At 45.0% G+C, this 26,843-nt stretch carries 23 protein-coding genes and 1 pseudogene; 15 read left to right on the top strand and 9 right to left on the bottom strand.

Going from position 1 to position 26,843, the window contains the following annotated elements:
* The first annotated feature begins 99 nt into the window (after positions 1–99).
* Positions 100–1,320 carry a lipase family protein gene (locus AAE02nite_RS01905; protein ID WP_146894732.1) on the top strand — a complete coding sequence of 407 codons (1,221 nt, stop codon included), beginning with the start codon at positions 100–102 and terminating at the stop codon, positions 1,318–1,320.
* A gap of 87 nt (positions 1,321–1,407) precedes the next feature.
* Here the strand turns inward: AAE02nite_RS01905 and AAE02nite_RS01900 are convergent, their stop codons facing one another.
* Positions 1,408–2,658: an MFS transporter gene (locus tag AAE02nite_RS01900; protein WP_146894731.1), complete on the bottom strand. Its 1,251-nt coding sequence runs from the start codon at positions 2,656–2,658 to the stop codon at positions 1,408–1,410.
* Between the two features lie 148 nt (positions 2,659–2,806).
* Here AAE02nite_RS01900 and AAE02nite_RS01895 point away from each other — a divergent pair, with 148 nt between their 5' ends.
* The 4 genes from AAE02nite_RS01895 to AAE02nite_RS01880 all read left to right on the top strand — a co-directional run bounded on the left by AAE02nite_RS01895 (position 2,807) and on the right by AAE02nite_RS01880 (position 5,858).
* Entirely contained in the window at positions 2,807–3,100 is a 294-nt protein-coding gene (locus AAE02nite_RS01895; protein WP_146894730.1) for an HNH endonuclease family protein, read from the top strand.
* A gap of 151 nt (positions 3,101–3,251) precedes the next feature.
* Positions 3,252–4,322, top strand: coding sequence for a DUF6687 family protein (locus tag AAE02nite_RS01890; RefSeq protein WP_146894729.1), 1,071 nt, complete (start codon positions 3,252–3,254; stop codon positions 4,320–4,322).
* A gap of 91 nt (positions 4,323–4,413) precedes the next feature.
* Positions 4,414–5,247 (top strand): universal stress protein, encoded by an 834-nt coding sequence (locus tag AAE02nite_RS01885; RefSeq protein ID WP_146894728.1) that lies wholly within the window; start codon positions 4,414–4,416, stop codon positions 5,245–5,247.
* A 167-nt stretch (positions 5,248–5,414) separates the two neighbouring features.
* Complete coding sequence (locus AAE02nite_RS01880) at positions 5,415–5,858, top strand: GNAT family N-acetyltransferase (protein WP_146894727.1); 444 nt, start codon at positions 5,415–5,417, stop codon at positions 5,856–5,858.
* 12 nt (positions 5,859–5,870) lie between these two features.
* Here the strand turns inward: AAE02nite_RS01880 and AAE02nite_RS01875 are convergent, their stop codons facing one another.
* The 6 genes and pseudogenes from AAE02nite_RS01875 to cysC all read right to left on the bottom strand — a co-directional run bounded on the left by AAE02nite_RS01875 (position 5,871) and on the right by cysC (position 14,699).
* Positions 5,871–9,539, bottom strand: a complete 3,669-nt coding sequence (locus AAE02nite_RS01875; RefSeq protein ID WP_146894726.1) for an AAA family ATPase — start codon at positions 9,537–9,539, stop codon at positions 5,871–5,873.
* A gap of 119 nt (positions 9,540–9,658) precedes the next feature.
* Positions 9,659–10,888, bottom strand: a complete 1,230-nt coding sequence (locus AAE02nite_RS01870) for an exonuclease SbcCD subunit D C-terminal domain-containing protein (protein WP_146894725.1) — start codon at positions 10,886–10,888, stop codon at positions 9,659–9,661.
* Between the two features lie 191 nt (positions 10,889–11,079).
* On the bottom strand, positions 11,080–11,484 hold the full coding sequence (locus AAE02nite_RS01865; protein ID WP_146894724.1) for a response regulator: 405 nt from the start codon (positions 11,482–11,484) through the stop codon (positions 11,080–11,082).
* 237 nt (positions 11,485–11,721) lie between these two features.
* Positions 11,722–12,999: pseudogene (gene cysN, locus AAE02nite_RS01860) on the bottom strand (sulfate adenylyltransferase subunit CysN); the annotation flags it as partial.
* A gap of 80 nt (positions 13,000–13,079) precedes the next feature.
* Complete coding sequence (gene cysD, locus AAE02nite_RS01855; protein ID WP_146894722.1) at positions 13,080–14,003, bottom strand: sulfate adenylyltransferase subunit CysD; 924 nt, start codon at positions 14,001–14,003, stop codon at positions 13,080–13,082.
* 90 nt (positions 14,004–14,093) lie between these two features.
* Entirely contained in the window at positions 14,094–14,699 is a 606-nt protein-coding gene (gene cysC / locus AAE02nite_RS01850; protein ID WP_146894721.1) for an adenylyl-sulfate kinase, read from the bottom strand.
* A 138-nt stretch (positions 14,700–14,837) separates the two neighbouring features.
* Between cysC and cysQ the strand changes: the two genes are divergently transcribed.
* From cysQ to AAE02nite_RS01825, 5 genes are all read left to right on the top strand, one after another.
* Positions 14,838–15,599, top strand: coding sequence for a 3'(2'),5'-bisphosphate nucleotidase CysQ (gene cysQ / locus AAE02nite_RS01845; RefSeq protein WP_146894720.1), 762 nt, complete (start codon positions 14,838–14,840; stop codon positions 15,597–15,599).
* A 439-nt stretch (positions 15,600–16,038) separates the two neighbouring features.
* Complete coding sequence (locus tag AAE02nite_RS01840) at positions 16,039–16,356, top strand: rhodanese-like domain-containing protein (RefSeq protein ID WP_146894719.1); 318 nt, start codon at positions 16,039–16,041, stop codon at positions 16,354–16,356.
* Positions 16,357–16,444: 88 nt separating this feature from the next.
* The gene (locus AAE02nite_RS01835; protein WP_146894718.1) at positions 16,445–17,122 is read left to right on the top strand and encodes a phosphoadenylyl-sulfate reductase; all 678 of its coding nucleotides are present in this window, start codon (positions 16,445–16,447) and stop codon (positions 17,120–17,122) included.
* Between the two features lie 2 nt (positions 17,123–17,124).
* On the top strand, positions 17,125–18,063 hold the full coding sequence (locus AAE02nite_RS01830; RefSeq protein ID WP_146894717.1) for an NAD-dependent epimerase/dehydratase family protein: 939 nt from the start codon (positions 17,125–17,127) through the stop codon (positions 18,061–18,063).
* A 278-nt stretch (positions 18,064–18,341) separates the two neighbouring features.
* Positions 18,342–18,530: a hypothetical protein gene (locus AAE02nite_RS01825; RefSeq protein ID WP_146894716.1), complete on the top strand. Its 189-nt coding sequence runs from the start codon at positions 18,342–18,344 to the stop codon at positions 18,528–18,530.
* Between the two features lie 104 nt (positions 18,531–18,634).
* On the opposite strand, the gene AAE02nite_RS01820 is transcribed toward AAE02nite_RS01825, so the two are convergent.
* On the bottom strand, positions 18,635–19,453 hold the full coding sequence (locus tag AAE02nite_RS01820; protein ID WP_146894715.1) for a universal stress protein: 819 nt from the start codon (positions 19,451–19,453) through the stop codon (positions 18,635–18,637).
* Between the two features lie 239 nt (positions 19,454–19,692).
* On the opposite strand from AAE02nite_RS01820, the gene AAE02nite_RS01815 reads away from it, so the two are divergent.
* From AAE02nite_RS01815 to AAE02nite_RS01800, 4 genes are all read left to right on the top strand, one after another.
* Positions 19,693–21,240 carry a sensor histidine kinase gene (locus AAE02nite_RS01815; RefSeq protein WP_146894714.1) on the top strand — a complete coding sequence of 516 codons (1,548 nt, stop codon included), beginning with the start codon at positions 19,693–19,695 and terminating at the stop codon, positions 21,238–21,240.
* A 3-nt stretch (positions 21,241–21,243) separates the two neighbouring features.
* Complete coding sequence (locus AAE02nite_RS01810) at positions 21,244–21,696, top strand: response regulator (RefSeq protein ID WP_218033422.1); 453 nt, start codon at positions 21,244–21,246, stop codon at positions 21,694–21,696.
* Positions 21,697–21,874: 178 nt separating this feature from the next.
* Entirely contained in the window at positions 21,875–23,101 is a 1,227-nt protein-coding gene (locus tag AAE02nite_RS01805) for a hybrid sensor histidine kinase/response regulator (RefSeq protein WP_146894713.1), read from the top strand.
* A 4-nt stretch (positions 23,102–23,105) separates the two neighbouring features.
* Positions 23,106–24,167 (top strand): response regulator, encoded by a 1,062-nt coding sequence (locus AAE02nite_RS01800; protein ID WP_146894712.1) that lies wholly within the window; start codon positions 23,106–23,108, stop codon positions 24,165–24,167.
* A 592-nt stretch (positions 24,168–24,759) separates the two neighbouring features.
* Here AAE02nite_RS01800 and AAE02nite_RS01795 read toward each other — a convergent pair.
* Positions 24,760–25,290 carry a CopD family protein gene (locus AAE02nite_RS01795; protein ID WP_146894775.1) on the bottom strand — a complete coding sequence of 177 codons (531 nt, stop codon included), beginning with the start codon at positions 25,288–25,290 and terminating at the stop codon, positions 24,760–24,762.
* A gap of 160 nt (positions 25,291–25,450) precedes the next feature.
* On the opposite strand from AAE02nite_RS01795, the gene hemA reads away from it, so the two are divergent.
* Positions 25,451–26,710 carry a glutamyl-tRNA reductase gene (hemA, locus tag AAE02nite_RS01790; RefSeq protein WP_146894711.1) on the top strand — a complete coding sequence of 420 codons (1,260 nt, stop codon included), beginning with the start codon at positions 25,451–25,453 and terminating at the stop codon, positions 26,708–26,710.
* Positions 26,711–26,843 lie beyond the last annotated feature (133 nt).

Genomic DNA, 26,843 nt, shown 5'->3' with positions numbered 1-26,843 from the left:
TTTCGGGTTAGTTGTTTTTTCGCGGGAACTTATAAGCTTTTATTCGGTTTAAACTTATAGCTATTCTATTTATTCCGAATAAAAATTAATCCGAAAATCGTGAAGAAAAATATAATATTATCGTGGTTGCTGCTGCTCTGGCTTTTTGTAAGTACCGGGTGCCAACGCGAAGAAGCAAAAGCAGTTGCACCCGCCCCCGAAAAGGACCACTTAGTAACAGCCAAACTTTTAACCGAATTACCCCAGGCCATTTTACAGGCAATGGCCGACAACCGGGGATATCCGGGTATTAAAAATGACATTAAAAACGATATTCAGGTATACCACGTAACCTACCTGACTACCTACCAGGGCAAAGAAATAAAGGCTTCCGGCCTGATGTGTGTGCCTAAAAACGTAATCGGGGCCATGCCTGTTTTATCGGGTCATCATGGCACTACTTTCGAGCAGCAAGATGCGCCTACTAATTTCCCCGCTGCCTTTTCGGGTTTTGAGTTATTCGCTTCGGCTGGTTACCTGACGGTAATACCGGATTATATTGGCTACGGCGTGAGCAAAGATATTTTTCACCCGTACTACAACCAGCAATATTCGGCACTAGCGGTAATCGACCTGATAAAAGCTGCTAAGTCGTACGCCAAAAAGAATGCCCTAACTTTGAACGATCAGTTGTTTCTGGTAGGCTATTCTGAAGGTGGTTATGTAACCCTGGCCGCACAAAAAGAAATTGAAACCAACCCCAGCCATAAGCTAACGGTTACCGCCTCGGCTTCTGGCGCCGGTGGTTACGATTTAGCCGATATGCTGGCCGAAGTTAAATCGGGTAAACCCTATCCGAACCCATCTTACCTGGCTTTTATTCTGCAGGCTTTTAATTCGGCCAACGGCTGGAACCGCCCTTTAACCGAATTGTTTAAAGAGCCGTATGCCTCGCAAATGCCTAGCTTATTTAACGGGACTGCCAGTGCCGGCACCATTAACCGGGCTTTGCCCAAAGAACCCGAAAAATTATTTAATGCGGAATTCTTCGCTAACCTGAAAAAGGAAGATGGCGAGTTAACGCTGAAAAAAGCTTTGGTAGATAACAGTATTGTAACGAACTGGGTACCCCAAAGCCCCACTAAAATATACCAGGGCACGGCCGATGCGGTGGTGTTTTACCAGAACTCGAAGAACTCCTACGATAAATTTGTGGCCGCCGGGGCTAAAAACCTGGAGTTTATTCCGATTCAGGGCGGAACCCACGGCAGCAGCATCGAGCCTATGTTAAAATCAGTTATTCCATGGTTCCAGTCTTTGAAGGAACCTGCTAAGCAATAACTAATAATTTCACTGCATAAAAAAGAGCGGCTGCTTTAGGGCAGCCGCTCTTTTTTACGCAGTGAGCTAAAAACAAAAACAATTACATCAACTTACTACTTTTAACTGCCGGATAATAAAAATACACAGCAGGGTAGCTACCGAAGCGATAATGCCAATGGTATTGAAATGCAGTAGGGGGCCGGCCGTGGTTTTCTGAATAATTAACCCTGATAAAAAAGCTGAAGCCCCGGAAGCCAATTGCTGAATAGAGGAATTAAAGCTCATAAAACTGCCGCGCAGCTTGGGCGCCACACTCGAAGTAATAAGTGTAACCGCTGGCACAAAACGGGCTCCAAACCCAATAAAGAAAGTAGTAGTAACCAGCAATACCAAAAAGTGAGGCGCCGGCTGCAGATTGGTTAACAGTAAAATAGGGATAATAGAAAAAATGGCCATGTAAATAAACACGCGCTGCTTCCCAAATTTATCGGCCAGGCGACCTGCTATCTGCGAGGTTATCACCGAGGCTAGTCCGCCAAACATATACATATAAGCCAGGTCGCCCTCGGCAAAGCCCACATTTGAAACCAGATACGGACTGATAAAAGGTACCACCGTAAAGCCGGCCAAGGTTAGCATTACCATTAAAGAAAGCGCCCACAGCAAATTTTTATTCTGCAGAATTTCGCCGACAACCGCTAACGGTTTGGTTTTAACCGCATTGGTTAAATGGCCCCGCATTGCCGGTAAAACCAGGAAAGCAATAATTAAAACCAGAACACTTAAGCCGGTAAGCAGAAAGAAAGGCGCGTGCCAATTGAGCCGGCTGGCCAGGTACAAACCCACCGGAATGCCCGCAATAGAAGCCACCGAAAAAGCGGCCATCACTTTACCCGTGGCCGCGCCCCGGCGGTTTTCCGGAATGGCATCGCCGATAATAGCAAAAACCAAAGCCCCAATTACCCCGCCAAAAGCCCCCGCCAAGATACGTGCCAAAAGTAAAAGGCCGTAATTAGGCGCAATAGCGCAGCAAAACGTGCCTATTATAAACCCAAGGTATAAGCCCAGTAAAGCATTCTTACGGTCGAATTTATCGATAAATAACGTACTAATGAACCCTGAAACAGCGGCGCTAAACGTGTAGGCCGAAACCAGGAAGCCGAATTCTTTGGGCGAAATACTAAAAACCCGCATCAGTTGCGGGCCCAGCGGCATCATAATCACAAAATCCATGATGTGGGTAAACTGGATGGCTGCCAGAATGAACAATAACCAGCCTTCCCGGATTACTTTTTTTGGTACAATAGCATTCTCGCCATTGTGCTGTAAAGGCAAGTGCTCATTAACAGTAGACATATTTTATTACTTAAAGCGTTTTTTATTAGTAGGCCATAACAGCCGGCAAAGCTACGTATAAATTAAGCGGTATACGGCAAACACAGCCGCGGTGATGGTGTTTTGTTTTTTACTATAACCACAATCTGTTTTTTAAGTTTTAACCAAGATGGGAAAGAAAGAGAAAGAAATGGCCAGATGCGGGCTCTGTAACCGCGACGTAAGTTTTGTAACGAGGCATCACTTACTACCCAAGCAGGAGGGAGGCAAACACACCGAAACCGTAAATTTATGCCAGCCCTGCCACAGCACTATTCACCTGAACTTTACCAACCAGGAACTGGCCCGAGGTTTCCGGAGCATTAGCGCCCTGCAGGAAGCTGAACCGTTGCAAAAATACCTCCGCTGGATCCGGAATAAGAATGTAGATGTACTCAAAAACCGCCGCGGCAAACGTCATTAATCTTCTTTAAATCTCTTTTTCTAAATGCCTTTCATACCTTTGAGCCGTTACCCAATAAGTTAAAGTACTTATCAGCGATCAATTTAAAACCAATACAGGTTTACTTAAAACTTATCACTTATCACTAATTACTGCTTCGGGCCTAAATAGTATGCATCGTACTTTTCTTCCTTTTACCCAGGTTAAGCACCATAAAGCCATTGTGGTAGATAGCCTGCATCCCAACGGATTAGTGTTATCGCACTGGCGGGGCGCACCTGTTCCGGATGGCCTGGCTGGCGATACCAGCGCCGATATTGTTTTTAACGCCCTCCACGCGCCTAAACTGAACCTGGATTATGAATTTGTAACCGCTAATCATTTTGATATTGATGGCTTTGTGGGCGTATGGGCCTTACTAAACCCCGAATTAGCTTTGGCTTACGAAGCAATATTGCGGCAAGCTGCTTTAATTGGCGATTTCCGGGAGTTAAACTTAGCTAATACGGGTGCCGGGCACGCGTTGCAATTGGTTTGTTGGATTAACGCTAAAGAGAAAGAACTTTTTTACCGGCCTTTTGGCGCTGACGAGACAGCGGAAAACGAAGTAATTGCCTCGGTACCCAAGTTTGATTTTTTCCTGCGGGAGTTCGAAAAAATATTGTTGCAACCCGAAACGGAACAGGCAGTTTGGGACCCCGAGTACAACCAGGTTATGCGGGATTATGCCCGCATCCATAGTTCAGCTACCACCGTCGAAAAATATCCGGAAATTGGCTTGGTTTGCGTGCAAACACCGGAGCCGGTGCATTATTACGCGCTTTTTAGCGTTACTAGCGGGTACGATATTGTTTTGGCCCAGTACCAGAATAACCGCTACGAACTGGAATATAAATATACGACCTGGGTCGATATTCATTCGCGGCCTACTTTACCGCGACTTTCGCTGGCGCCGCTGGTAATCGAGTTGAATAATGCTGAAACGACCGGCCTAACCTGGACGACCGAAAACATAACCGATACAGGACCGATTTTGCGATTAGCCGGTACAACGTTAAACAAAGCCGAGCGGTATGCTAACCCCACAGAGCGGCCTATTTATGCCTCCAGCTTATCGGCTCCTGTTTTTAAAAACAAGATATTAGCTTACTTTAGAACCGCTTATAAAAATATTCAACCCGAAAAAAATTGGTCCTGGGAGAAAGTAAAAATGCTGAATCAACAAATGTTTCGACCCAGGTGATTATTAAAATTTAACATAAACTTCATATCCCTGCGTATATTTATAGCAGAACCAGGTGTAAATTTGGCTTTCGTACCTAAGCCCCGTAGCTATGAAAAAAATAATCTGCCCAACTGATTTTTCGAAAGCGGCTACCAATGCCGTTGAGTTTGCCGCTATTATTGCCGGCCGTGTAGGGGCCTCTATTACGCTTTTACACGTGCTGCACCTGCCCATTCTGGATACCACCGAAACGGCGATGGTGGCTTCTGAAGTGTTGAGCGAGCAGCGGCGGCACGCCCAGGAGAAGCTACATGCCCTGAGCCATTATTTAAGCGAAAAGCATCGGGCCGAACACCTGCAAATAGATTATCTGGTAAAGGAATCGTTGCTGGGCGATGAAGTAAAACGCCTGACCGAAACGCAGGGTTACGATATGGTGGTAATTGGCTCGACGGGCGGCGGCAATACCCTGGAAGAAATATTGGTGGGCAGTAACACTGCTGCGGTAATTGAGCGGGTAAAATGTCCGGTCCTTACTGTGCCGCTTAAAGCACTCCCGGCTCCTTTTCAGCGTATGGTATATGCCTCCAACTACGAAAAGGAAGATAGCTTTGCCTTGCAGCAGGTGCTGCAATTTGCCCATCTATTTGGGGCAAAGGTCGAGATTGTGCACGTAAGCGCAGAAGCCAGCGAGCAATCTAAAGCCAACCGTTTCCGGGAGCGCCTGAGACAAGAATTGCCCGATTTTGCGTTGGAATTTCATGAGGTAATTCACCCGGATGAAGTAGAAGGTATGAAAAAATATCTGGCTGAGAAAAACGCCGATTTATTGGCTATTCTGAAGAAAAGACGCGGATTCTTCCATAATTTATTTAGCCAAAGCTTTTCCGAGCAACTCACTTACCAAAGCAAGCTTCCCATGCTCATTATTCACGAGCCGTAAGGTAAGTATCAGTTGATTGCACTGGGCTCCTTATCCCCATAGATTATTTAGAAGAATATTTTGCGTAACGTCAGTAATTAATAGGCAGCTCCAATTCTTTAGAAGCTTGGGTTAATAGCAGTTATTATAAGTTTAATATTGATTGCCAGCCTCTGTAAAACCAATGTATGATTCGGGAATATTCTGTAAAAGACAAAAACGGACTATTAAACCTGCTCCAGCTAAATTCGCCGCAATATTTTGCACCGTCAGAAGAAGCCGATTTTATTTATTACCTCGACCATCACCGGGAAGATTATTTTGTAGTAGAAATCAACGGAGAAATTGTTGGCTCGGGCGGTATAAACTATTTTCACAATAAACAAGAAGCCCGCCTATCTTGGGATATTATTCATCCATGTTTTCAAGGGCAGGGAATCGGGAAACAACTCACGCAGTACCGGATTAATTTACTCCAGAAAAACCCGGCTATTAACCTGGTTTGTGTACGGACCACCCAATTAGTTTATTTGTTTTACCAGAAAATGGGTTTTAAATTAGAAACAACCCAAAAAGATTTCTGGGCACCAGGCTTCGACCTTTACCAAATGGAACTCCTTCTGAAAGATTAACTAAACTATTTTTTAGTTGTAAGCATCCGCCGCGTGCCCTATAATTTGCAGTTTGCTGGTGCCGCCCGTCATTTTAATTACCTGAATCTGGGTGCTGATGCGTTCTTTTAGCGCCTCTACGTGCGAAATAATACCAATCATTTTGCCGCTGGCCTGCAGGTTTTCGAGCGATGTAATAGCGGTATCCAAGGTCTCGGCATCCAACGTGCCGAAGCCTTCATCGATAAACAAAGAGCCGATCTGGGCCTGCCGGCCGGCCAAATCTGATAAGCCTAGCGCCAGCGCGAGGCTTACCAGAAAGCTTTCGCCGCCCGATAAAGTCGTCATCGGCCGGACAGCATCGGCCTGGTAAGTATCTATAATTTGGAGGTCCAGGTCCTGTTCAGGGTTTTTCAGAATACGGTAGCGCTGGTTTATTTTTAGCAGGTGCCGGTTGGCCAGCATAACCAAACGGGCCAAAGTAAGCCCTTGGGCAAACTTGCTGAATTTTTTCCCATCGGCCGATCCAATTAAGGTAGCCAGTTTATCCCAGCGCAAATATTCTTTTTGCTGAATTTCAATTTGCCGGGCCAGCGCCTGATGCCGTTCTTTTAGCTCCGCATCTTTCTTCAGGAGTTCTTCTAAACGACCTATTTCGCGGTTGTGCTGGGTTATTTCGCGCTCTATATTTTGTATTTGGGCCGTTAAGGTTTCTTCGTTTTCGGTGGTTAAGGCTCGGGCAGTTTCTTTATGTAAATTTATTTCGGTATGCTGTAATAATTGCGCTGCCGAAGCCAGGCTATTTTCCAGTTGCTGCTGGTACGTGGCAATCTGCTGTGCTTCTTCTTCGGATAAAAACAGTTCTACCAAAGCCTCGACGGAACTAATGCCTTTGGCCTGAATTTGGGCAGTTAGATTCCGGGTAAGCTGGTCAAATTCGGCTTGCAGGTGCGCTTGTTCTTGTTGGCGTTCTGCTTGCTGTTTCTGGTTCAGGTTTAAGGCTTCCTGCTTCTGGTTTAAAGTTACACGCAAGGTATTTACCAGGGCCGTATGCTGGTCAACATTCTGTTGCAGCCGTTCGCGTTCGGCGGCCGGTTGTTTATCGTTAAATAAAGATTTTCGTTCGGCTTCTACATTCTGCAGCGCTGTTAGTTGGTTTGCCAGTTCCTTCTGTTGGGCAACTAAGATATTTTTCTTCTCGGTTAATATTTCGAGTGTTTTATGCAAATCGGTTTCGGTTTGCTTTTGCGTAAGCTGCAGATCGCGGAGTAAATTATTGTTTTTAATATAGGCAGCGGCCCGGGCCGCTAACTCCTTTTCCAGAAGTTCGCGGTGCTGATAATCGAAAGTTAAATTAAACGCCGAGAGAAAAGAACCCGCATCGGCGGTAAAATGCTTTTCCTGGTCTCGGAGGTCAATCAGTTCATCCGCTATTCGGCGGATTAAACTCTGGGTACCTCTCCTCTTTTCGGCCAGCTGGCCAGATTCGTTTTCGGCCCGGAATGCTGCTTCCCGGCTTTGCACCATTTTCTGATCCAGCGTTTTTAATTGGGTTTCAAATTCCCTTATCTGCCCGATGGTACTGCGGCATTTTTCGTAATCTTGCTGCTTGCTTTGGCAAACCCGCCAGATTAAACTTAAATTACCGATTTCCAAAGGCTTGGGCAGAAGCTTGTTATGCTGCTCAAACTTTTGTAAAATGCTATTTATCTCATTTTTTAAACCTTTTACTTGCTCCGTATCAGCAGCTATTCGCGTTTCCAGGGTGGTAATATGAGTTGTTTGGCGATTTACCTGGGCCGTAAAGTCGGTTACATATTGCTGGTAGGCATTGCGTTTTTCTTCAGCTTCGCTTAACCGGGTTTGGTATTGGTGCTGCACAAAAGGGTGCTGGTCGGAGCCGCATAAAGGGCAGGCTTCGCCGGATTTCAATAACTCACGGTCTTTTTCGTACTTCTGAATCCGGATTTCCAGTTCTACCAGCGCTTGTAAATCTTTTAAATGGGTCTCTGCTTCCGCCTGTTGCGTTTGGTAATGCAGGAGTTCGGCGCGGGCATTTTTCAGCGTTAGGCCATTTTGCGCAACTAGTTTAGTTACTTCCGCTTCGCGGGTTTGCAACTGGGCAAATTGGTCGGCTAATTGGGCTTGCTGCTCGCAAAGGCTAATCAGGGCGGGTAAACTACTGGCTATAGCTTCCAACGCCTCCAGGGTTTTACCGGCTAATATTTTTTTTAACTGCGACTGCAACTGCTGACGGGTTGTTTCGATTTCGGCAACGGTTTGCTGGTAGCGGGTAATATTTTCCTGAATAGCGGTCAGGTTTCTTTCCTCGTCCTGGTTTTGTTTTTCCAGCTTTGCTTTTTCGAGCTCTTTTTTCCGAATATCCTGGTAAACATCTTGTAAATCCTGGATAAATCGCCGGAAATTATCTATTTCGCGCTCCAGACAGGCTTCGCCTTCGTGTTCACCCAACCAATGCTGCAAGTCCAGAATTTGCCCGTTTAGTTTATTTAGATCGGCTTGCTTTTTAGCAGTTTGTTCAGTAGCCGTATTAACTTCGGTACTTAAGTGATTATACGCTGTTAAGGCCTGTTCGTAAGCTTCCCGCTGGTGCTTAATAGTGGCATCCAGTTGAATTACCTTTTCCAGAATTGGCTGCGCCTGTTGCAGATTAGCGGTGGCCGTGGTCGCATTTTCTTCGGCTTGCTTTAATCCTTGGGCTGCTTCCCGGGCTTCGGCTTGTAGGGCCGGTAATTGCTGGTTTAAGCTTTCGAGGGTTTGGGTAATATTTTTATAATAGTTATGGGTTGTTTCTAACTGGGCCAGTGCCGGCTTATAAACCAGGGCTTGCTGGTGCTGTTGGAGCCGCCGAAACTGGGGTTGCTGGCGCTCGCGCAGGGCCTGTTGCTCAGTTAAATGGCTGGTAACTTCCTGTTTTTGGAGTTCCAGTTTTTGTATGTTTTGCAGCCAGTTTACCTGGTTATCAATGGTATATTTAATCTGGCGCAGCGCTTTTTCCTGGTGGTGAAGTTCTCGCAGCTGATCCTGGTAATGCGTTTCTTCTTCGGTGGTTAATAAAACCACATCCTTCAGTCTCTGCCGCAGGTTTTCCAGTTCCTTTTTCTCGGTTTTAGCTTTCTCAAAAGCCCAGACCGATATTTCGGAATAAATGCCGGTATCAGTTATTTTTTCGAGTAATTCGCTGCGTTCGCTTTCGCTGGCTTTCAGGAAACGGGTAAAATCGCCTTGCGAGAGCATAACTGAGCGCAGAAACTGGCTGTAATCCAGCCCGGTTATTTCTATAATGCGGTTTTTGGTTTCGGTCAGCTTCGATTCCAGTATTTTACCGGTGGCGACCTCGCTCAACTCCATTTTTACATCCTGCAGTTTGCCATCAGTTTTGCCCCGGCTGCGCCGCAATAACCACTTAGCGCGGTAAGCTTTTTCTTTTACCTCAAATTCAACCTCCGAATAACACTCTGAGGTATGGCGGGTCATGATTTCGAAGGCATCGCGGTCGTGGCGGTGCACTTTGCCGTACAGGGCCACGGTTATGGCATCCAGAATAGTGGTTTTGCCGGCGCCGGTAGGGCCCGTAATAGCAAATAAACCCGCTTCAGCTAAAGGGCTTTGGTTAAAACAGATTTCGTGTACCCCTTTCAGGGAGTTCAGATTCTGAAACCGGATACCTAATATTTTCATTTAATAATAAGGCTAAATAAATCGTCAGCAAAAACTAATAAGCAGATAAAGGGCTATTAAGCAAAAATTTGAAAGGTTCCCCGCTTGGCAGGCATAGTTTCAGAGCTTGGATAACCTCTTTATTTAGATTCCTGCTGATGCATTAATTCGAGTAACTCGTCGAAGGTGCTGAGTAAATCACTAAAAGCATTTTCGTCAGCGGCCGGGAAAGCCGTTTCGCATTTTTTCCGGAAAACATCTTTGGGCTGCAGTTCGTGTAATTGCTGCATTTCCGGCAGGGTTGTTTCCAGGGCTTGCGCCGGGGCTAATCGTACCTGTCGCGTAAAGAACTGCAAATGGTTCTTTCCGCCCAGAAAATCCTGCAACTGACTATCTAGGTCGTGAATAAAATTTTCGGTTTCCACCTGTATTTCCACCCAGGCCGGGTAGGGGTAATCGCTGTTGTCGAAAGTGGTAATATGTCGCCTGATTTTATCTAAATCACCACGAAAGCGCACCAGCTTCCGGCAAACGGGCACCTGTACTTCTTCGAGGCGGGTAAGCTGGCCGTCGGCAAAATCGAGGATAATAATTATTTTTTTGTCTTCTACTTCGCTAAAACTAAGCGGAATAGGAGAGCCGGAATAACGGATGTGTTGAAACCCGTTTACTTTTTGGGGCCGGTGTAAATGGCCCAAAGCTACATAATCAAACGCTGCCGGAAACTGATCGCCGCAAATCTGGCCCAGGTTGCCCACGTGAATTTCTTTTTCGCTGTCGGAAGCGGAACTGCCGGCGGCAAATAAATGACCCATGGCCATTACCGGTATTCCTTGTTGCTTGTAAAGCTCTATGTGTTCCACCAGTTCCTCATAGTGGGCGCAAATGCCGCGCTTCAGGCGAACTTCCTGTTCTTCGTACGTTTCCCCGGGTACCGATAACCGAATGTCTTTATCGCGCAGAAATGGCACGGCACAAACTACCAGCCGGGTATTACCGGCCGTATCGGCAACCGGAATTATTTCTTCGCGAATATCGGCGGTAGCGCCGCCTATTACGTGCACGTTAAAATACCGGAGCAAGGCTTTGGGCGCATTCAGGGTAGAAACCGAGTCGTGGTTACCCCCTATAATAATTATTTCGCGGCAACCGGAGTTCCGCAGGCGCCACAGAAAATCGTAATATTGTTTTAAAGCCGTGTTGGACGGAGAGCCCGTATCGAAAATATCCCCCGCAATTACTAAAACTTCAACTTGTTGCGCCTGAATGGTTTGCACGAGCCAGTCCAGAAAATGCTGATGCTCATCGGTCCGTTCACATTGTTCTAACCTCTTTCCTAAATGCCAATCCGACGTATGTAAAACGCGCATGTGGTTCCTCCTCCTTTTTTTCTGCGTTTGAAGATAATAGTTTCTGCGGAAAAGTAACGGCCGGTGGCCCGGATATTTAACAGATATTTTAGCGGAAGGCTGGTAAAAAGATTTGCTGACTAACCCAACCAGGTAAATTTCAGATTGGTTGGCGTAAGAGAAGCAGGTTGGGTTAATGGAGCGGTTTTTTGTTACCGGGTAAAATATTCGGAGAGCAGAAAATGTACATCCTCTTCGTACAAGGGTTTGTTCAGAAACACTTCTATTTCCGGAAAATTTTTCAGCATCTCCACATCCTGGTAATTTTGCGAAGTAGTTAAAATAGCAATTACCGGTTGGTTTGGGCAGGCGCTTAATACCCGGAAAGCCTTCAAAAATTCAAACCCATCCATATCGGGCATGTTAATATCCAGCAGAACTAACTCCGGAAAAGGTGTACTGGTTTCCTTTCGGTTTTGCAGCAAATCCATGGCCTCTCTTCCATCCAAACAAATAGAAATATTTTTAGCTACCCCAATTCTTTTCAAAAGAGAGGTAGTTAAAAAATTACTGATTTGATCGTCGTCTATTAATAAAACCTCGTCTATAGACTGCATTTCGATTTTTAGTTTTCTTGCTACAGACTAAGCTAAGCAGAAGTTTTAATTTGGACTAAGCTAATATGTATTTATCATATATTTTCTTTTTTTATTTATAATATTTTTTTTCATTGGCAAATTCTGGTTTTAAAACAAGATTGATATAATAATTTTTGTAGAATTTAAAAAATAACCATAAAAAAAAGAGCTATGTTCTAAAACATAGCTCTTATACAAAAGCATTTTGGATAAATCTTATAAAATTATACCTGCTGCCAGTGTTTCGTTGGTAAATTCATCTACCAGAATCAGGCTACCAGTGGCGGAGTTCCGGCGGTATTCATCGTAGAACAAAGGTACAGTAGTACGAATGGCAATCCGGGCAATATCGTTCAGGCCAATACTCAGGTCGTCTTCTATTTTGTGCAGCGTATTAATATTCATCTTATACCGGATTTCTTTTACGAGGCATTTGGCTTCACGGGTAGTATGCCGGATAATATATTTACGCCCTTTTACCAACGGTTTTTCGTTCATCCAGCAAATCATGAGTTCTACATCCTGGGAAGCCTGCGGCTGGTTGTTCGGCTTTACAATCATATCGCCCCGGCTAATATCAATCTCATCGGCCAGGGTTATCGTAACCGACATGGGCGGGAAGGCTTCTGCCAGCGGACCATCAAACGTTTCGATAGAATTGATGGTGCTTGTAAAGCCGGAGGGCAATATCATTACTTCGTCGCCGGGCTTAAAAACACCACCCTCCACCCGACCGGCGTAACCACGGAAGTCGTGGTACTCGGTCGTTTGGGGCCGCGATACATATTGTACCGGGAAACGGGCATCCACAAAATTCAAATCGCTGCCCAGATGCACATTCTCGAGGGTGTATAACAGGGTTGGCCCTTCGTACCACGGCATACTTTCAGAGCGGTTTACAATATTATCGCCCTGCAAGGCGCTCACCGGAATGTAGCTTACATCGGCAATATCCAGGCGCGAGATAAACGTTTCGAAATCTGTTTTAATTTTGTTGAATACCTCCTCGCTAAAACCAACCAGATCCATTTTGTTTACGCACAAAATTACGTGATCAATTTTCAGGAGCGAGGTAATAAACGTGTGGCGGCAGGTTTGCTCAATTACGCCTTTACGGGCATCTACCAGCACAATAGCCAGGTTAGCGGTAGAAGCGCCGGTTACCATGTTGCGGGTATACTGAATGTGCCCTGGCGTATCGGCCATGATAAATTTGCGGTTGGGCGTGGCAAAGTAGCGGTAAGCCACATCAATGGTAATGCCCTGCTCGCGTTCGGCCCGTAGCCCATCGGTTAACAAGGCCAGGTTTACGTACTCTTCGCCCCGCTGCTGGCTGGTTCTTTCAATATTTTGCAGCTGGTCTTCAAAAATAGTTTTGGTATCGTAGAGTAAGCGGCCAATCAGGGTGCTTTTGCCATCGTCTACGCTGCCGCAGGTGATAAAACGCAATAAATCGGCTTCTCTTTTTTGTTCTTTTATTTCCATTATATCTTGGTTGCCAGTTGTCTGTTGTTAGTTGTCGGGTTTTTTCCGGTTTTTAACAAGCACCAATCAGCAATTTAACAATTTGACAATTAAAAATATCCTTGTTTTTTCCGGTCTTCCATGGCGGCTTCGGAACGCTGGTCGTCGGCGCGGGCAGCCCGTTCGGTTACGCGGGCGGCGGCTACTTCGGCAATAATATCATCCAGGTTACTGGCCGGCGATTCTACGGCCCCGGTGCAACTCATGTCGCCTACGGTCCGGAAGCGAATGGTTTTTTCTTCGTACTGCTCGCCTTTGAGTAAGGTAATAAATTCGGATTTAGCTAATAAAACGCCCTGGCGGTTTACAATTTCGCGCTGGTGCGAGAAATAGATAGAAGGCAGTTCCAATTCTTCTTCGGAAATATATTGCCAGATATCCAACTCGGTCCAGTTACTTAACGGAAACACCCGGAAGTGTTCGCCGGGGTTTTTGCGGCCGTTGTACAAATGCCACAATTCCGGGCGCTGATTTTTGGGGTCCCACTGGCTGAACTCATCGCGGTGCGAGAAGAAACGTTCTTTCGCGCGGGCCTTTTCTTCATCGCGGCGGGCACCGCCAAACGCCACATCAAACTTAAATTCTTCGATAGCGCTTAGCAGGGTTACCGTTTGCAAGCCATTCCGGCTAGGGTTGGGGCCCTTTTCTTCTACAGCTAAACCTTGGTCGATGGAGTCCTGTACGGTGCGCACAACTAAGCGGGCACCAATTTTATTTACCAGGTAGTCACGGAATTCGATGGTCTCCGGAAAATTATGACCGGTATCTACATGTAACATCGGAAAAGGCAATTTAGCCGGCCAGAAAGCCTTTCGGGCCAAGTGCGCCATTACAATAGAGTCTTTGCCACCGGAAAATAACAGAACCGGTTTTTCGAACTGGGCCACCGCTTCCCGCATTATGTAAATAGATTCGGCTTCCAGTTGTTTTAAATAACTTAATTTATAAGAATAAGACATGTCTGTTTCGTCCATTGTCCAGGGCTGGTAGCCCACGGAAAAATTTATTGAATATTAAATTAATTGATTTTTTTATACCGGAAAAGTGTTTTCCGGGTGCCGCTTTCAACAACAACAAAGTTTGATGCGGGGCAGTAGCAAGTCGAGTAATTTCTGCAGGCTGGCTGAATAATCTTCCAGGTCGGTCCGGATTTCGAGCGCTGGCTGTGCTGGCGCTTCAAAAGGGGCATCTAAGCCGGTAAAGTTCTTGATTTCGCCGTTCAGGGCTTTTTTGTATAAGCCCTTTACATCCCGTTCGGCACAAACCTCAAATGGTGCATTTACATACACTTCGCAAAAGTCTGCCTCGCCAATAATATTACGGGCCAGATTCCGGATTTCTTCGGTGGGGCTAATAAGCGAGCAAATGGTAACCAGGCCGGCGTTTAAAAATAATTTAGCCGTTTCGGCCGAGCGACGAATATTTTCGAGCCGATCCGCTTCCGAAAAGCCCAGGTTATTGTTGATGCCGCTGCGCAGGTTATCGCCGTCGAGCAGTTGGGTTAAAAAGCCTTGCGCGTGCAATTCGCGCTCCAGGCCCTTAGCCAGGGTGCTTTTGCCGGAACCCGATAAGCCCGCCATCCATACCACCACGGCCCGTTGCTTCAGCAACGCTTCCTTATCCTGGCGGTTAAGGGTTTGGTCAAAAATAGGGTAAATATGTTCGGCCATACCGACGTCTTCGTTTTGGAGGCCAAAATTAAGAGGTTATGTTGGATATTTAAAAAATATTTAAATAAGTTTGAATATTTGTGCAAATAAATAAACTCATTAGTGGTAGTTTTAGTTTAGCCTACCTTAATCATGTTCATGGAAATAGACCTGGAAAAACTTTTAAAAATAGCGATAGATGCCGGTGAGGCCATCCTGGTAGTGTATAATAATCCGCAGGAAGCCGGCCTGGTTAAGTTAAAAACCGACGAATCGCCGCTGACCCTGGCTGACGAAGCTTCGCACCTGATTATCCAGCAAGGACTCGAGCAACTCACTCCGGAAATTCCAATTCTTTCCGAAGAAGGCGCGGCTATTCCGTACGAAGAGCGGCAAAATTGGGAATATTTCTGGTGCGTAGACCCGCTGGATGGCACCAAAGAATTTATTCACCGGAACGGCGAATTTACTGTTAATATAGCCTTGATTCATAAAAATACGCCAGTGCTGGGCGTAATTTACGTGCCGGTTACCGGAGATTTGTATTACGGCGGTCTTGAAATGGGCAGCTTTAAAAGAACCTCCACCGGCGAAACCAAGACCTTACGCGTACAGGCCGATGCGCCCGAATGGATTGCGATTGGCAGCCGCTCGCATGCCTCTCCGGACGAACAGGCTATTCTGCAAAATTATCCGGTGGTAAAGTCTATTTCGGCGGGCAGTTCGCTTAAATTTTGCTACGTAGCCGAAGGCAAAGCGCATATTTATTACCGCCACGGCCCTACCATGGAGTGGGATACGGCCGCCGGCCAGGCCATTGTAGCGGGCAGCGGCGGCATCATGACAATGCCCAACGGCGAACCTTTCAGGTACAACAAATCTTCTTTGTTAAACGGTGGTTTTATTTGTAAAATTAATTAACTGCCAGGTGAAGGCAGAATGTTTAAATTATTTAGTGGTTTTACCTAAAAATATTAAACTTATTTAACGCAGAATGGTATACCTTTTAGCTATTTAAGCAATTAAAAGAAAAGATAGCCGCCAAAGGAATATTTTCAGCATCATATTTGTTGAGTTAAATAATCCGGCACTTATTTTTTTAATTAAAAGTTAGTACTTAGCTTTGTGCGAATAAAGAACAAATAATGCAGACGCAGAACCTTTTACCTACACCCATGATGCCCGCAACTTGTTGCTGTTGCATGGCTGTGCCGTGTACGGAAAGGCTTATGGTCGGTGTGATTTAGAATACTAGCCATTTATATAGGAATAGAGCCTCTCCGTATGCGGGGAGGCTTTTTTTGTGCCTTATTTTTAAGTAAATGCAACCATTAACCTCAAAAAATTAACCCATAGCCACATGAAAGAAGTTACCGTTCAGGAGTTGAAAAAACTGATAGACGAGAAAGCCGACTTTCAATTAATTGATGTGCGCGAACCGCACGAGTACCAGATTGCCAACTTACAAGGCGAACTGATTCCGCTGGGGCAGGTAGAAGCCAACACCGATAAAATTGCGCGCGACAAACAAGTAGTGGTGCATTGTAGAAGCGGTGCCCGCAGCGGCAACGCCATTGCAGCCCTCGAATCGAGATACGGTTTTACCAATTTATATAATTTAAAAGGTGGTATCCTGGCTTGGTCCGATGAGATCGACCCTTCGGTACCGAAATACTGATAATAACTGGCCAGCGACTAATAGAAAAGCTTCTGGCCGACATAGATAAATCGCTTTACTAATTTGAAAGCGGCTAATAATTAATAAGATGAATAATTTCGAAACGCTCGTAGCAGAAATTAAGCAGGATTTGGATGTGTACAAAGAACGGGGCTTAAAAATATTTGCCTCTTCCTCCCTGCAAACCAACAGTATGCCTTTGCTGCATATTCTTAGCCGGGTAGCGCCCGAAACGCCGGTTTATTTTTTAAACACGGGTTACCATTTCCCCGAAACATTGAGTTTCCGGGAGCAGGTGCAAGATATGCTGGGCTTACATATTACCGATTTGTACTCGGCGGTGCCCCGTAACCAGCAGCGCGATGCCAATGGCCAGTTGCTGTTTACTTCTGATCCGGATTACTGCTGCTACTTAAATAAAATTCAGCCCTTAGAGCCTATTCTGGCTAGCTTTGATGTGTGGATTAGCGGCGTACGCGGCGACCAGAGCAAAGTGCGGGCGCAAATGCGGCGCGAAGAAAAAGCGCCCAACGGTGTTATCCGGTTCCACCCCATGCTGGGCTGGACGAGCAAAATGGTTTACGATTATATCCGGGAATTTAAATTGCCCAAGCACCCGCTGGAAGGCGAAGGGTACATGAGCATTGGCTGTGAGCCTTGCACCCGGAAAGTAGATGTAAACGCGCTGCTCGATGACCGCAGCGGCCGCTGGTTTGGTACCAACAAAACCGAGTGCGGCCTGCATACCCAACTGATTCAAAAATAAGAATGAAGATACTAATAACAGGCGGTGCCGGCTATATCGGCACCGAACTTACCCATCAACTCCTCCAAGACCCGGCCGTAACCGAAATAATTATTTACGATAACCTAAGCCGGAAAAATTTTAACCTCTTTTTAGGGCATAATAAATTACCTGATCAGCGCATTAAGTTTGTGTTGGGCGATATTCTGGACTCGTATAAACTACGCAAGGTAATTGCCGAAGTAGACGTGGTTTATCATTTAGCCGCCAAAGTGCTTACCACTTTCTCTAACGACGATCCGCATATGTTTGAGCAGGTAAATCATTGGGGCTCGGCCGAATTGAGCTATGCCCTGGAAAACAGCAAGGTGCAGAAAGTGGTATATTTAAGTTCCAGTTCGGTATACGGTGCTTCAGAAGAGCAAATTGAAGAAGATACGCCGCCGCAACCGCGTACCTACTATGGTATATCTAAGCACAACGGCGAAAAAATGATTAGCCGCTTATCCGACCGTATGCAAACTTATGTTATCCGGTGCGGCAACGTGTATGGCTACAACCGCAGTCTGCGTTTCGATGCGGTTATAAATAAATTTATGTTCGACGCCCATTTTACCAACCGGATTACCGTGCAGGGGAGTGGTTTGCAGCAGCGGGCTTTCGTACACATCGACAAAGTAGGCCGCGATTTGGCAAATTTGATAAATATTAACCTGACACCGGGGGTGTTTAATTTGGTAGATAAAAACCTGAGCATAATGGATGTAGCCGATGCAGTTAAGGATATTTACCCCAACCTGGAAATGCTGTTTATCCTACAGGATCGGAAATCCCGGACCTTATTTATTAATCCAAACAATAAGCTAAGCGCTGTTTCGGTTTATCCGGCCGTAAGCTTAACCGATGAACTTCAGGATTTTAGCAAACAGTTTACTTTCAGGCCCTCCGGATATTATAAATAATTATTTTAATTTTAATATTTTAATAACTAATTGGTTATTAATATCTTACGGTAAAGAGTTAAAGATAAGGTTTATAAAAAATATTTAATACAAGGTTAATATTTATGAAACTTTTTTAAAATTATTAGCGTTTTTTATACAATATCGCAATAAAATAAAATATTGTTTGTATCTTTGCAGAGCAGAACCGAACGAAACGGCAAGCATCAAAATTCGCAATTATACGTATAGCATATTTCACTACAGTTTGTATATAACGATAATAAATAAATTAAGAAATGTTAGCTGCTAGTATCAACAAAGAAGAGTCTAAAAAGAAGAAAAATTTATTATTTGCGGACGCGGATAATTACACCATTCCGGCCGGCGAAGGTTGGAACGAGGGGTATTCACATTCTAGTAGGTTTCTTTATATTAAAGATGTTGCTGCTCCCACTAAAAACAAGAAGCATAATATTTGGGTTTAACAGCCCGGCTTAAATTAATTTAAAAAAAGAGCGCCTGTTATTTTTATAACAGGCGCTCTTTTTTTTACCTAACAGGCGCTCTTTTTTTTACCGCTTACCATTGTTTAAGACTCATCGGGTAAAACCAAAACCGGCATTTGTAGCTGCCCCTCTACGTAACTTGCCAGAAAATTGCTTACGGCAATTTGCTTACAGGTATTTTTATCGGCACTAATAACCAGCAAGCCAGAATCCGAATGATTAATGACCGGGATATCTTCAATTAGAAGAAGATTGCCGGAGCCGGAACCTACAGCCGGATGTTCTTGGACCTGGGGCAAGGCGGCCGTCGGCGATACTGTTTGTAAATTTGTTGTAGGAAGGGGGTCGGGTGTTAATGCTACCGAAGCGCCAAATAAATTATTCAGCTTTTGCCTGATATTAAATTCGGGTTGTGTAACCGTGGCGTAGAGTTGGTAGCGGAAATTAAAGGGGGCATAAGAACCAAAAGTTAAACCAGCCGGCACGCATAACACCGGTACTTTGCTTTCCTGTATAATAGCCGCCGTAATCTGGCCTACCTTAGAACCTGCTGCCTGCCCTTTGCCTCTCAAACCCATTACTACTAAATCGGCTTTCAGGCGATGGGCAATAGTCGGAATTTCATCGGCGGCAAACCCGGGCCGCATAATGCGGGTAACCGAAATGCCATGGGTCAGGTGCAACTCATAAGCTAATTTATCAATCTGGGTCTGGTTAAAATTCTCGAAATTTTCTAAATCCAGGTCTATCGACAGATCTGCCGCATCGGCCAGCGCTACACTTACGTGGTAAGCATGAAACAATAAGAGGCGCGCGCCGGTAATATTAGCTAATGCGGCGGCATAGTGCGCGGCATCAGACGCATTTTTAGAAAAATCGGTCGGAACTAAAATGTTTTTCATAACCTAAAGCAAAGCCATCTTTAAATTCTACACAGCCATCAACAGGTAATTAAATAAAACGGGTAAGCTATTTATTTAATCAGACAGCTTTTACTGACCAGACAAAATTAGGAAAACCGCCAGCCTGGCGTGATGATCGCGGGCAGGTCGGCGGATGATTATTGTCATGAAACAGAAGATTAAGGCCGAAACCTTGATTGGCGAAGGAGAAGTATATATTTTTACCTAAAATCATAAGCGTGACGCATACTTTAGGACAGGAAGATTTTGAAACCCAATCGCGGCTGCAAGCCATTATAGATACAGCCATAGACGGTATTATTACCATCGATGACAAAGGTATTATTGAAACGGTGAACCCAGCCGCTGCCCGTATATTTGGCTTTGCTCCGGACGAAATAATTGGGCTAAACGTTAAAATATTAATGCCGGAACCCGACCACAGCCAGCATGATTCTTACATTCAGAATTATCATCGTACGGGTATTCCGCAGATAATTGGCAAAGGCCGGGAGGTGCTGGGCCGGAAAAAGGATGGTACGGTTTTCCCGTTTCTGTTGAGTATTAGTGAGGTTAAACTCAAAAATAAAAAAATATTTACCGGTATTATTCACGATATAACCGGACTGAAAAAAGCCGAAGATGCGCTCCGCGAAAGCGAAAATAAAATTAATGCCATTATCCACGCCGCCGTAGACGGTATTATTACCATTGATAAACGCGGCATTATGGAAATGGTAAACCCATCGGCCGCCCGGCTGTTTGGCTACGAGGCCGGCGAGTTGCTGGGCAAAAGCGTAAACATGCTGATGCCCGAACCCGACCAGAGCAACCACGATGGTTACATGGAACATTACCACCAGACCGGCCAGCGACGCATAATTGGTATTGGCCGCGAGGTTACCGGTATGCGCAAGGATGGCAGTATTTTCCCGTTCTTTTTAAGTATTAGCGAAGTGAAGCTGGCCGACCGGACGGTTTATACCGGTTTTGTGCACGATATTACCCAACAAAAACTGAACGAAGAACGCCTGCGCCGCTACGCCGCCGAACTGGAGCGGAGTAACCTGGAACTACAGGATTTTGCCTACGTTTCGTCGCACGATTTGCAGGAGCCACTACGTAAAATTCAGGCCTTCGGCGACCGGCTAAAAACCAAAGACCAGCAAAACTTAAGCGAACAAGGCAAAGATTACCTCGAACGCATGATGAATGCGGCGTCGCGGATGCAAAACCTGATTAATGATTTGCTCTCGTTCTCGCGGGTTACCACCAAAGCCAAACCGTTTATGTCCGTAAGCCTGGACCAAGTGCTAACCGAGGTGCTTTCGGATTTAGAGATTTTGATAGAGCGCACCCACGCCGAAATAATCAGATCGCCATTGCCCGTAATAGAAGCCGAACCCACGCAAATGCGGCAATTGTTTCAGAACCTGGTTAGCAATGCCATCAAGTTCCGGAAAGAAAATGAAAAACCTATTATTAATATTTACGCGAAGCACATTCAAAAAAAAGCTCATTTAACGGCCACTCCCGGCGACGAAGTAACCGATATTTACGTGGAAGACAACGGCATTGGCTTCGACGAGAAATATCTTGATCGGATTTTTAATATATTTCAGCGGCTGGAAGGCCATAAGTACGAAGGGTCGGGCATTGGTTTGGCCATCTGCCGCAAAATTGCCATCCGGCACGGCGGCGATATAACTGCCAAAAGCCAGCCGGGCGTGGGTACTCGTTTTATTATAACCCTGGCGCTTAAACAACCGAAGGAAAAAACTATCTAGTATATGATCGCAAAAAATAAGAAAACGATAGTGATATTAATTGCCGATGATGACCCGGAAGACCGGATGCTGGTAAAAGAAGCGCTGGAAGAAAGCCGGTTGACGAATAAAATGGAATTCGTTGAAAACGGGCAGGAATTGGTAGATTACCTCAAAAACCACGGAAAATACGCCGACAAGGAGAAATTTCCTACACCGGGCCTGATTTTGCTGGATTTAAATATGCCCAAAAAAGACGGGCGTGAAGCTTTAAAAGAGATTAAAGCCGATGCGCACCTGCGGGCTATTCCGGTAGTGGTGCTTACAACCTCCAAAGCCGAAGAAGATATTCTGAAAACCTATGATTTGGGCGTAAGCTCTTTTATTACCAAACCGGTTACCTTCTCGGCCCTGGTAGAAGTAATGAAAACCGTTACCAAATATTGGTTCGAGATAGTAGAACTGCCGAAGATGTGAGATAGTAGTAAGTTATTAGTTGTTAGTAATTAGGTTTTAGATATTGGAAAAGAAGCTATTGCTAATTCAATTATTTAGATTGTAGCAATCTGATAATATTGAATACTAACTTCTAATCATTCTTTTAACTAATCACTAACAACTAATTTCTAATCACTAAAAGCTAATCGCTAAAAAGATGTCTGATAAGATCCAAATCTTGCTGGTCGACGATGATGAAGATGATTATATCATAACCCAGGATATTATTCAGGATATTCCGGGACGGCTTTACCAACTCGAATGGGTTTCTTCTTTTGAGGAGGCGCTGGCCATTATCAACGAGAAAAGACACAATATTTATCTGGTCGATTTTAGGTTAGGAGCCGAAAATGGGCTGGAACTTATAACCAAAGCCATTGAGCAGGGCGTGGAAGCACCCTTTATTCTACTTACCGGCCAGAGCGACCGCGAAACCGATGAAAAAGCCATGCGGGTTGGGGTTTCAGATTATTTGGTAAAAGGCACTTTTAACCAGTACGATCTGGAGCGGTCTATCCGATACAGCATTGAGCACAGTAAAAACCTGGCCGAAATCCGGAAACTAAACGCCGAACTGGAAGAGCGGGTGGCCGAACGCACCCGCGAACTAGGCGAAGCGATTCAGAAACTGGAGCACACGAATAAAACGCTTTACCAGGCGCAGATAGAAATCCGGAAAGCTTTGCAGAAAGAAAAAGAATTGCACGAGCTAAAATCCCGCTTTGTAACCATTGCCTCGCACGAGTTCCGCACGCCCTTGAGTACCGTGCTTTCCTCGGCTTCGTTAATATCGAAATACAAAACCACCGAAGATGATGATAAGCGCCTGAAGCACGTGGAACGTATTAAATCGGCGGTGAGTAATTTAACTTCTATCCTCAACGATTTTCTTTCTATCAGCCGCATCGAAGAAGGTAAAATTTACAACGTGCCTTCGGCGTTTGATTTGGTAGCCTTCACCACCGATATAACCGAAGAAATGCAAGGGGTAATTAAGGCTGGTCAGCGCATTTATTACGAGCATACCGGCGATAAAACCGAAGTTAACCTGGATAAAAATTTATTAAAAAATATTTTATTTAACTTACTGTCCAACGCCAGTAAATATTCGGGAGAGGGCAAAGATATTTTCCTGAATACCAAACTAACCGATAAAACCTTAACGTTACAAGTGAAAGACCAGGGAATTGGTATTCCGGACGCTGATAAAACACATTTGTTTACCCCCTTTTTCCGGGCGCAGAATGTAACCAACATTCAGGGAACCGGCCTGGGATTAAATATTGTAAAAAGATACGTAGATATTATGCAGGGGACGCTCGATTATACCAGCGAACTGAACCAAGGCACCACTTTTACCATAACCATACCGCAAAACGCCTAAAACTATGACCAAAATATTGCTGATAGAAGATAGCCAGGACATCCGCGAAAATATTGCCGAAATACTAACCTTGGCCAATTACACCGTACTAGAAGCCGAAAACGGCAAAGTAGGGGTGGAATTAGCCAAAGCCGAATTACCTGATCTGATTATCTGTGATATTATGATGCCCCAACTGGATGGCTACGGCGTGTTGCACATGCTCGGCAAAAATCCGGCTACCTCGGGTATTCCGTTTATATTTCTAACCGCCAAATCCGAAAAAGAAGATTTTAGAAAAGGTATGAACTTGGGCGCGGATGATTATTTAATAAAGCCTTTCGACGACCTGGAACTGCTGGACGCCATAGAAATGCGGCTGAAAAAAAACCAGATATTAAAAGTTGATTTTCAGAAAAACGCCGAAGGCCTGAACAATTTTATTCAGGAAGCCCGCGGCCTGGAAGATTTGAATAAATTATTAACTGACGAACGGAAAATATCCCAAGTCCGAAAAAAACAGCCGCTTTTTGCCGAAGGTAATTACCCCAATGCGTTGTTTTTTCTGAACAAAGGCAAAGTTAAAACCTACAAAACCAATGCCGAAGGCCGCGAATATATTACCAGCCTGTACAAAGCCGGAGATTTTATCGGGTACGTAGATTTGCTCGAAGACCAGCCTTACCGCGAATCGGCGGTGGCGCTGGAAGATTCCGAAATTTGCCTGATTCCGAAAGAAGACTTTTTTTCGTTGCTCTATAACAACCGCGATGTTGCGAATAAATTCATCAAAATATTATCGGATAACCTCGCCGACAAAGAAGAGCGTCTGTTAAAACTGGCTTATAACTCCGTGCGCAAACGGGTAGCCGAGTCGTTGTTGCTCGTCGAAAAACAGTACCAGCAAGACAAAGGCAAGAATTTCCAGGTAACCATTTCGCGCGAAGATTTGGCCAATATTGTGGGCGCCTCCAAAGAAACCGTTATCCGCACCCTCGCCGATTTCAAAGACGAAAAACTAATTGATATTAACGGCGGCAAAATAGTTATCTTAAATTCAGACAAGCTGGCCCGCCTGCGGAATTAAAAGCTATTTTATTCCTGGTTATACATGGCTATGCGTAGAGTTAGCGTAGCGCTCTACGCATTTTCTGTAAAGCCAATCTCTGATTGGCGTATTTAATTAATAAGAAATAAGTACTGGTTTAATAAATTCGATCTAAAAGGCAGATAATAAATAGTGGTATATGACTTGCGCAGAACAGATGCGTCTGCTACATTGATATTAAAACTCCAGAAAATGGCTTAGTCGCAGTTAGTATTATTCAGGTAACGCCAATCAGAGATTGGCTTTCCGAAAAGTGCGTAGAGCGCTACGCTAACTCTACGCATAACCATGTATAATTTTAACTGTACAAATAACCTCAAATTCAAAAGTTAGCATGTAGCTACTGGCAACGACATCAGTTTGGGCGATGAGGGCCTTTTGGGAGATTCTCTTCTGGGTTTCTGGTGCCGAGGATTTCCGACGCAGGAGGAAAGGGAAGATGAGCAGCCCGAATGACCAAACGGGGCCTCGCGGCCTGGAGCAAACTTAGGCTTCTAAATCTAGTTAGCACTTGCACATTGAAAGATGTAATCTTTCAAAGGTTAAACAATCCAGCCTGAGTACACTTCACTTATGCTTTCTCCCGCACAATTTTATAAACCCTTATAGCCAACAGCAAAACAAATATTAAAGCGGCTAAGCCAATTAACCCATAAGCCATACCTAATCCGTTTTTTAAAATAACCAAAAACACGATGGCAAAGAGGAAAATGGTGGCTACTTCGTTCCAGATGCGCAAGTTCGTAGACGACCAGGAGACCACGCCTTGTTGCTGTTGTTTAAAAATGCGGTGCGTATAAATATGATAGCCGTACAAGCCCAGCACAAATAATAATTTTAGGTGCAGCCAGCCCGGCGTAGCGCCATACAGATACCAGGTGCTCAGGCCCATAATGAGGGTAATTATTGCCGATGGCCACGTAATGCCGTACCACAGGCGCCGCTGCATTAGTTTATATTGATTTTGCAGAATTGATTTTTCGGGTTCGGGCTTGGCCTGGGCTTCGGCAAAATAAATAAGCAACCGGGGCATGTAAAACAACCCGGCAAACCAGGTAACCACAAAAATTATATGCAGGGCTTTGATGTATAAAAACGACATGCTGTTAAATATTCCTTCAATATTACATAGCATTTGGCAATGTGGTTGTTTTAAAAATTTATTTTCTGCGGCGGAAGTGATAAACATCTGTCCGAAAGTTGACCTGGATCATGTTTTTGGGCCCGGTTTTGGCAGAAATTTGTAACGAATAATTACAGATATGCCGAATCAGTTTAAAGTCCTGACATTATCTTATAAAAATGCCCCGATAGATATCCGCGAAATGGTTTCGCTGAACGAAAACGCCTGTCGGAATTTATTGGAGGGAATAAAAGAATTTACCCCGGTACGCGAAGCGCTGGTACTTTCTACCTGCAACCGCACCGAAATATACTATGTAGCCGATAAAGACTATAACCAGGAAATGTTGAAATTACTGGCCATGCAAAAAGGCTTTATAGGTGTAAAAAAAATAACGCCTTACTTCCGGCACATAACCGAAGCTAACCTGGCGGTGCAGCATTTGTTCCGGGTTACGTTGGGGCTGGAGTCGCAGGTGGCAGGTGATATGCAAATAATGAACCAGGTAAAACATGCCTACCAGTGGGCTGCCGATGCCGAGATGGCCGGACCGTTTCTGCACCGTTTGCTGCACACCATTTTTTTTGCGAATAAACGCGTTGCCAACGAAACTTCCTTCCGCGATGGTGCCGCCTCGGTAGCTTATGCTACCGTAGAGTTAGTTGAGGAATTAACTAAAAATATACCAAACCCGCGGGTGCTCATGATTGGCCTCGGCGATATTGGCGCAACCGTGTGCCGTAATTTTGTAAAAACCGACCTGAAAAATGTAGTTATTACTAACCGGACGTACAACAAAGCAGTAGCTCTAGCAGAGGAGTGTAACCAGGTAGTTGCTCCTTGGGAAACGGTTTGGGACGAGATAAAAGCAGCCGATGTTGTAATTTCGTCGGTGCCCGGCGATTGCTTTTTTATTGGTGCCGCGGCTGTGGCTAACCAGGAAATTACTCCGAAAAGTTATATAGATTTATCAATGCCGCGCAGCATCGATAGTGCCATTGCGCAACTACCCGGCGCCTCGGTACACAACATCGACAGCATTCGGAACCGGGCCACGGTAGCGTTGGAAAAACGCCTGGCCGCTGTGCCTCAGGTTGAGGTAATAATCTCTGAAGCCATGGCTGAATTTAATGCCTGGACTAAGGAAATGGCTATTTCACCGGCCGTACAGCAGTTTAAAAATACCCTGGAGCAAATACGGCAGCAGGAAATTGCCCGCTATATGAAAAACCTGGGTGCTGTAGAAAAAGATTTACTCGAAGAAGTAACCCGCAATATTTTGCAAAAAATTGTGAAGTTACCTGTTTTGGAGTTGAAAGCGGCCTGCCAGCGGGGCGAGTCGGAGACTCTGATCGAAGGATTACAAGCTTTATTTAACCTGGAAAAGCAAACCGCGTAAAAGTATTGTTTTAGTTCTGATAATGGAGCCTCGGGGTAAAAGTCCGGGGCTTTTGTTTTTAGGGTAAATATTATACCGGTATTATTTCTGTTTTACATAAAGATTGGGCCCCAGCTTAGATATGCTACCAACT

This window comes from Adhaeribacter aerolatus (assembly GCF_007991635.1).
Lineage (GTDB): Bacteria > Bacteroidota > Bacteroidia > Cytophagales > Hymenobacteraceae > Adhaeribacter > Adhaeribacter aerolatus.
The sequence above is the reverse complement of the archived record's forward strand: the minus strand, read 5'-3'. Positions and strand labels throughout refer to the sequence as shown.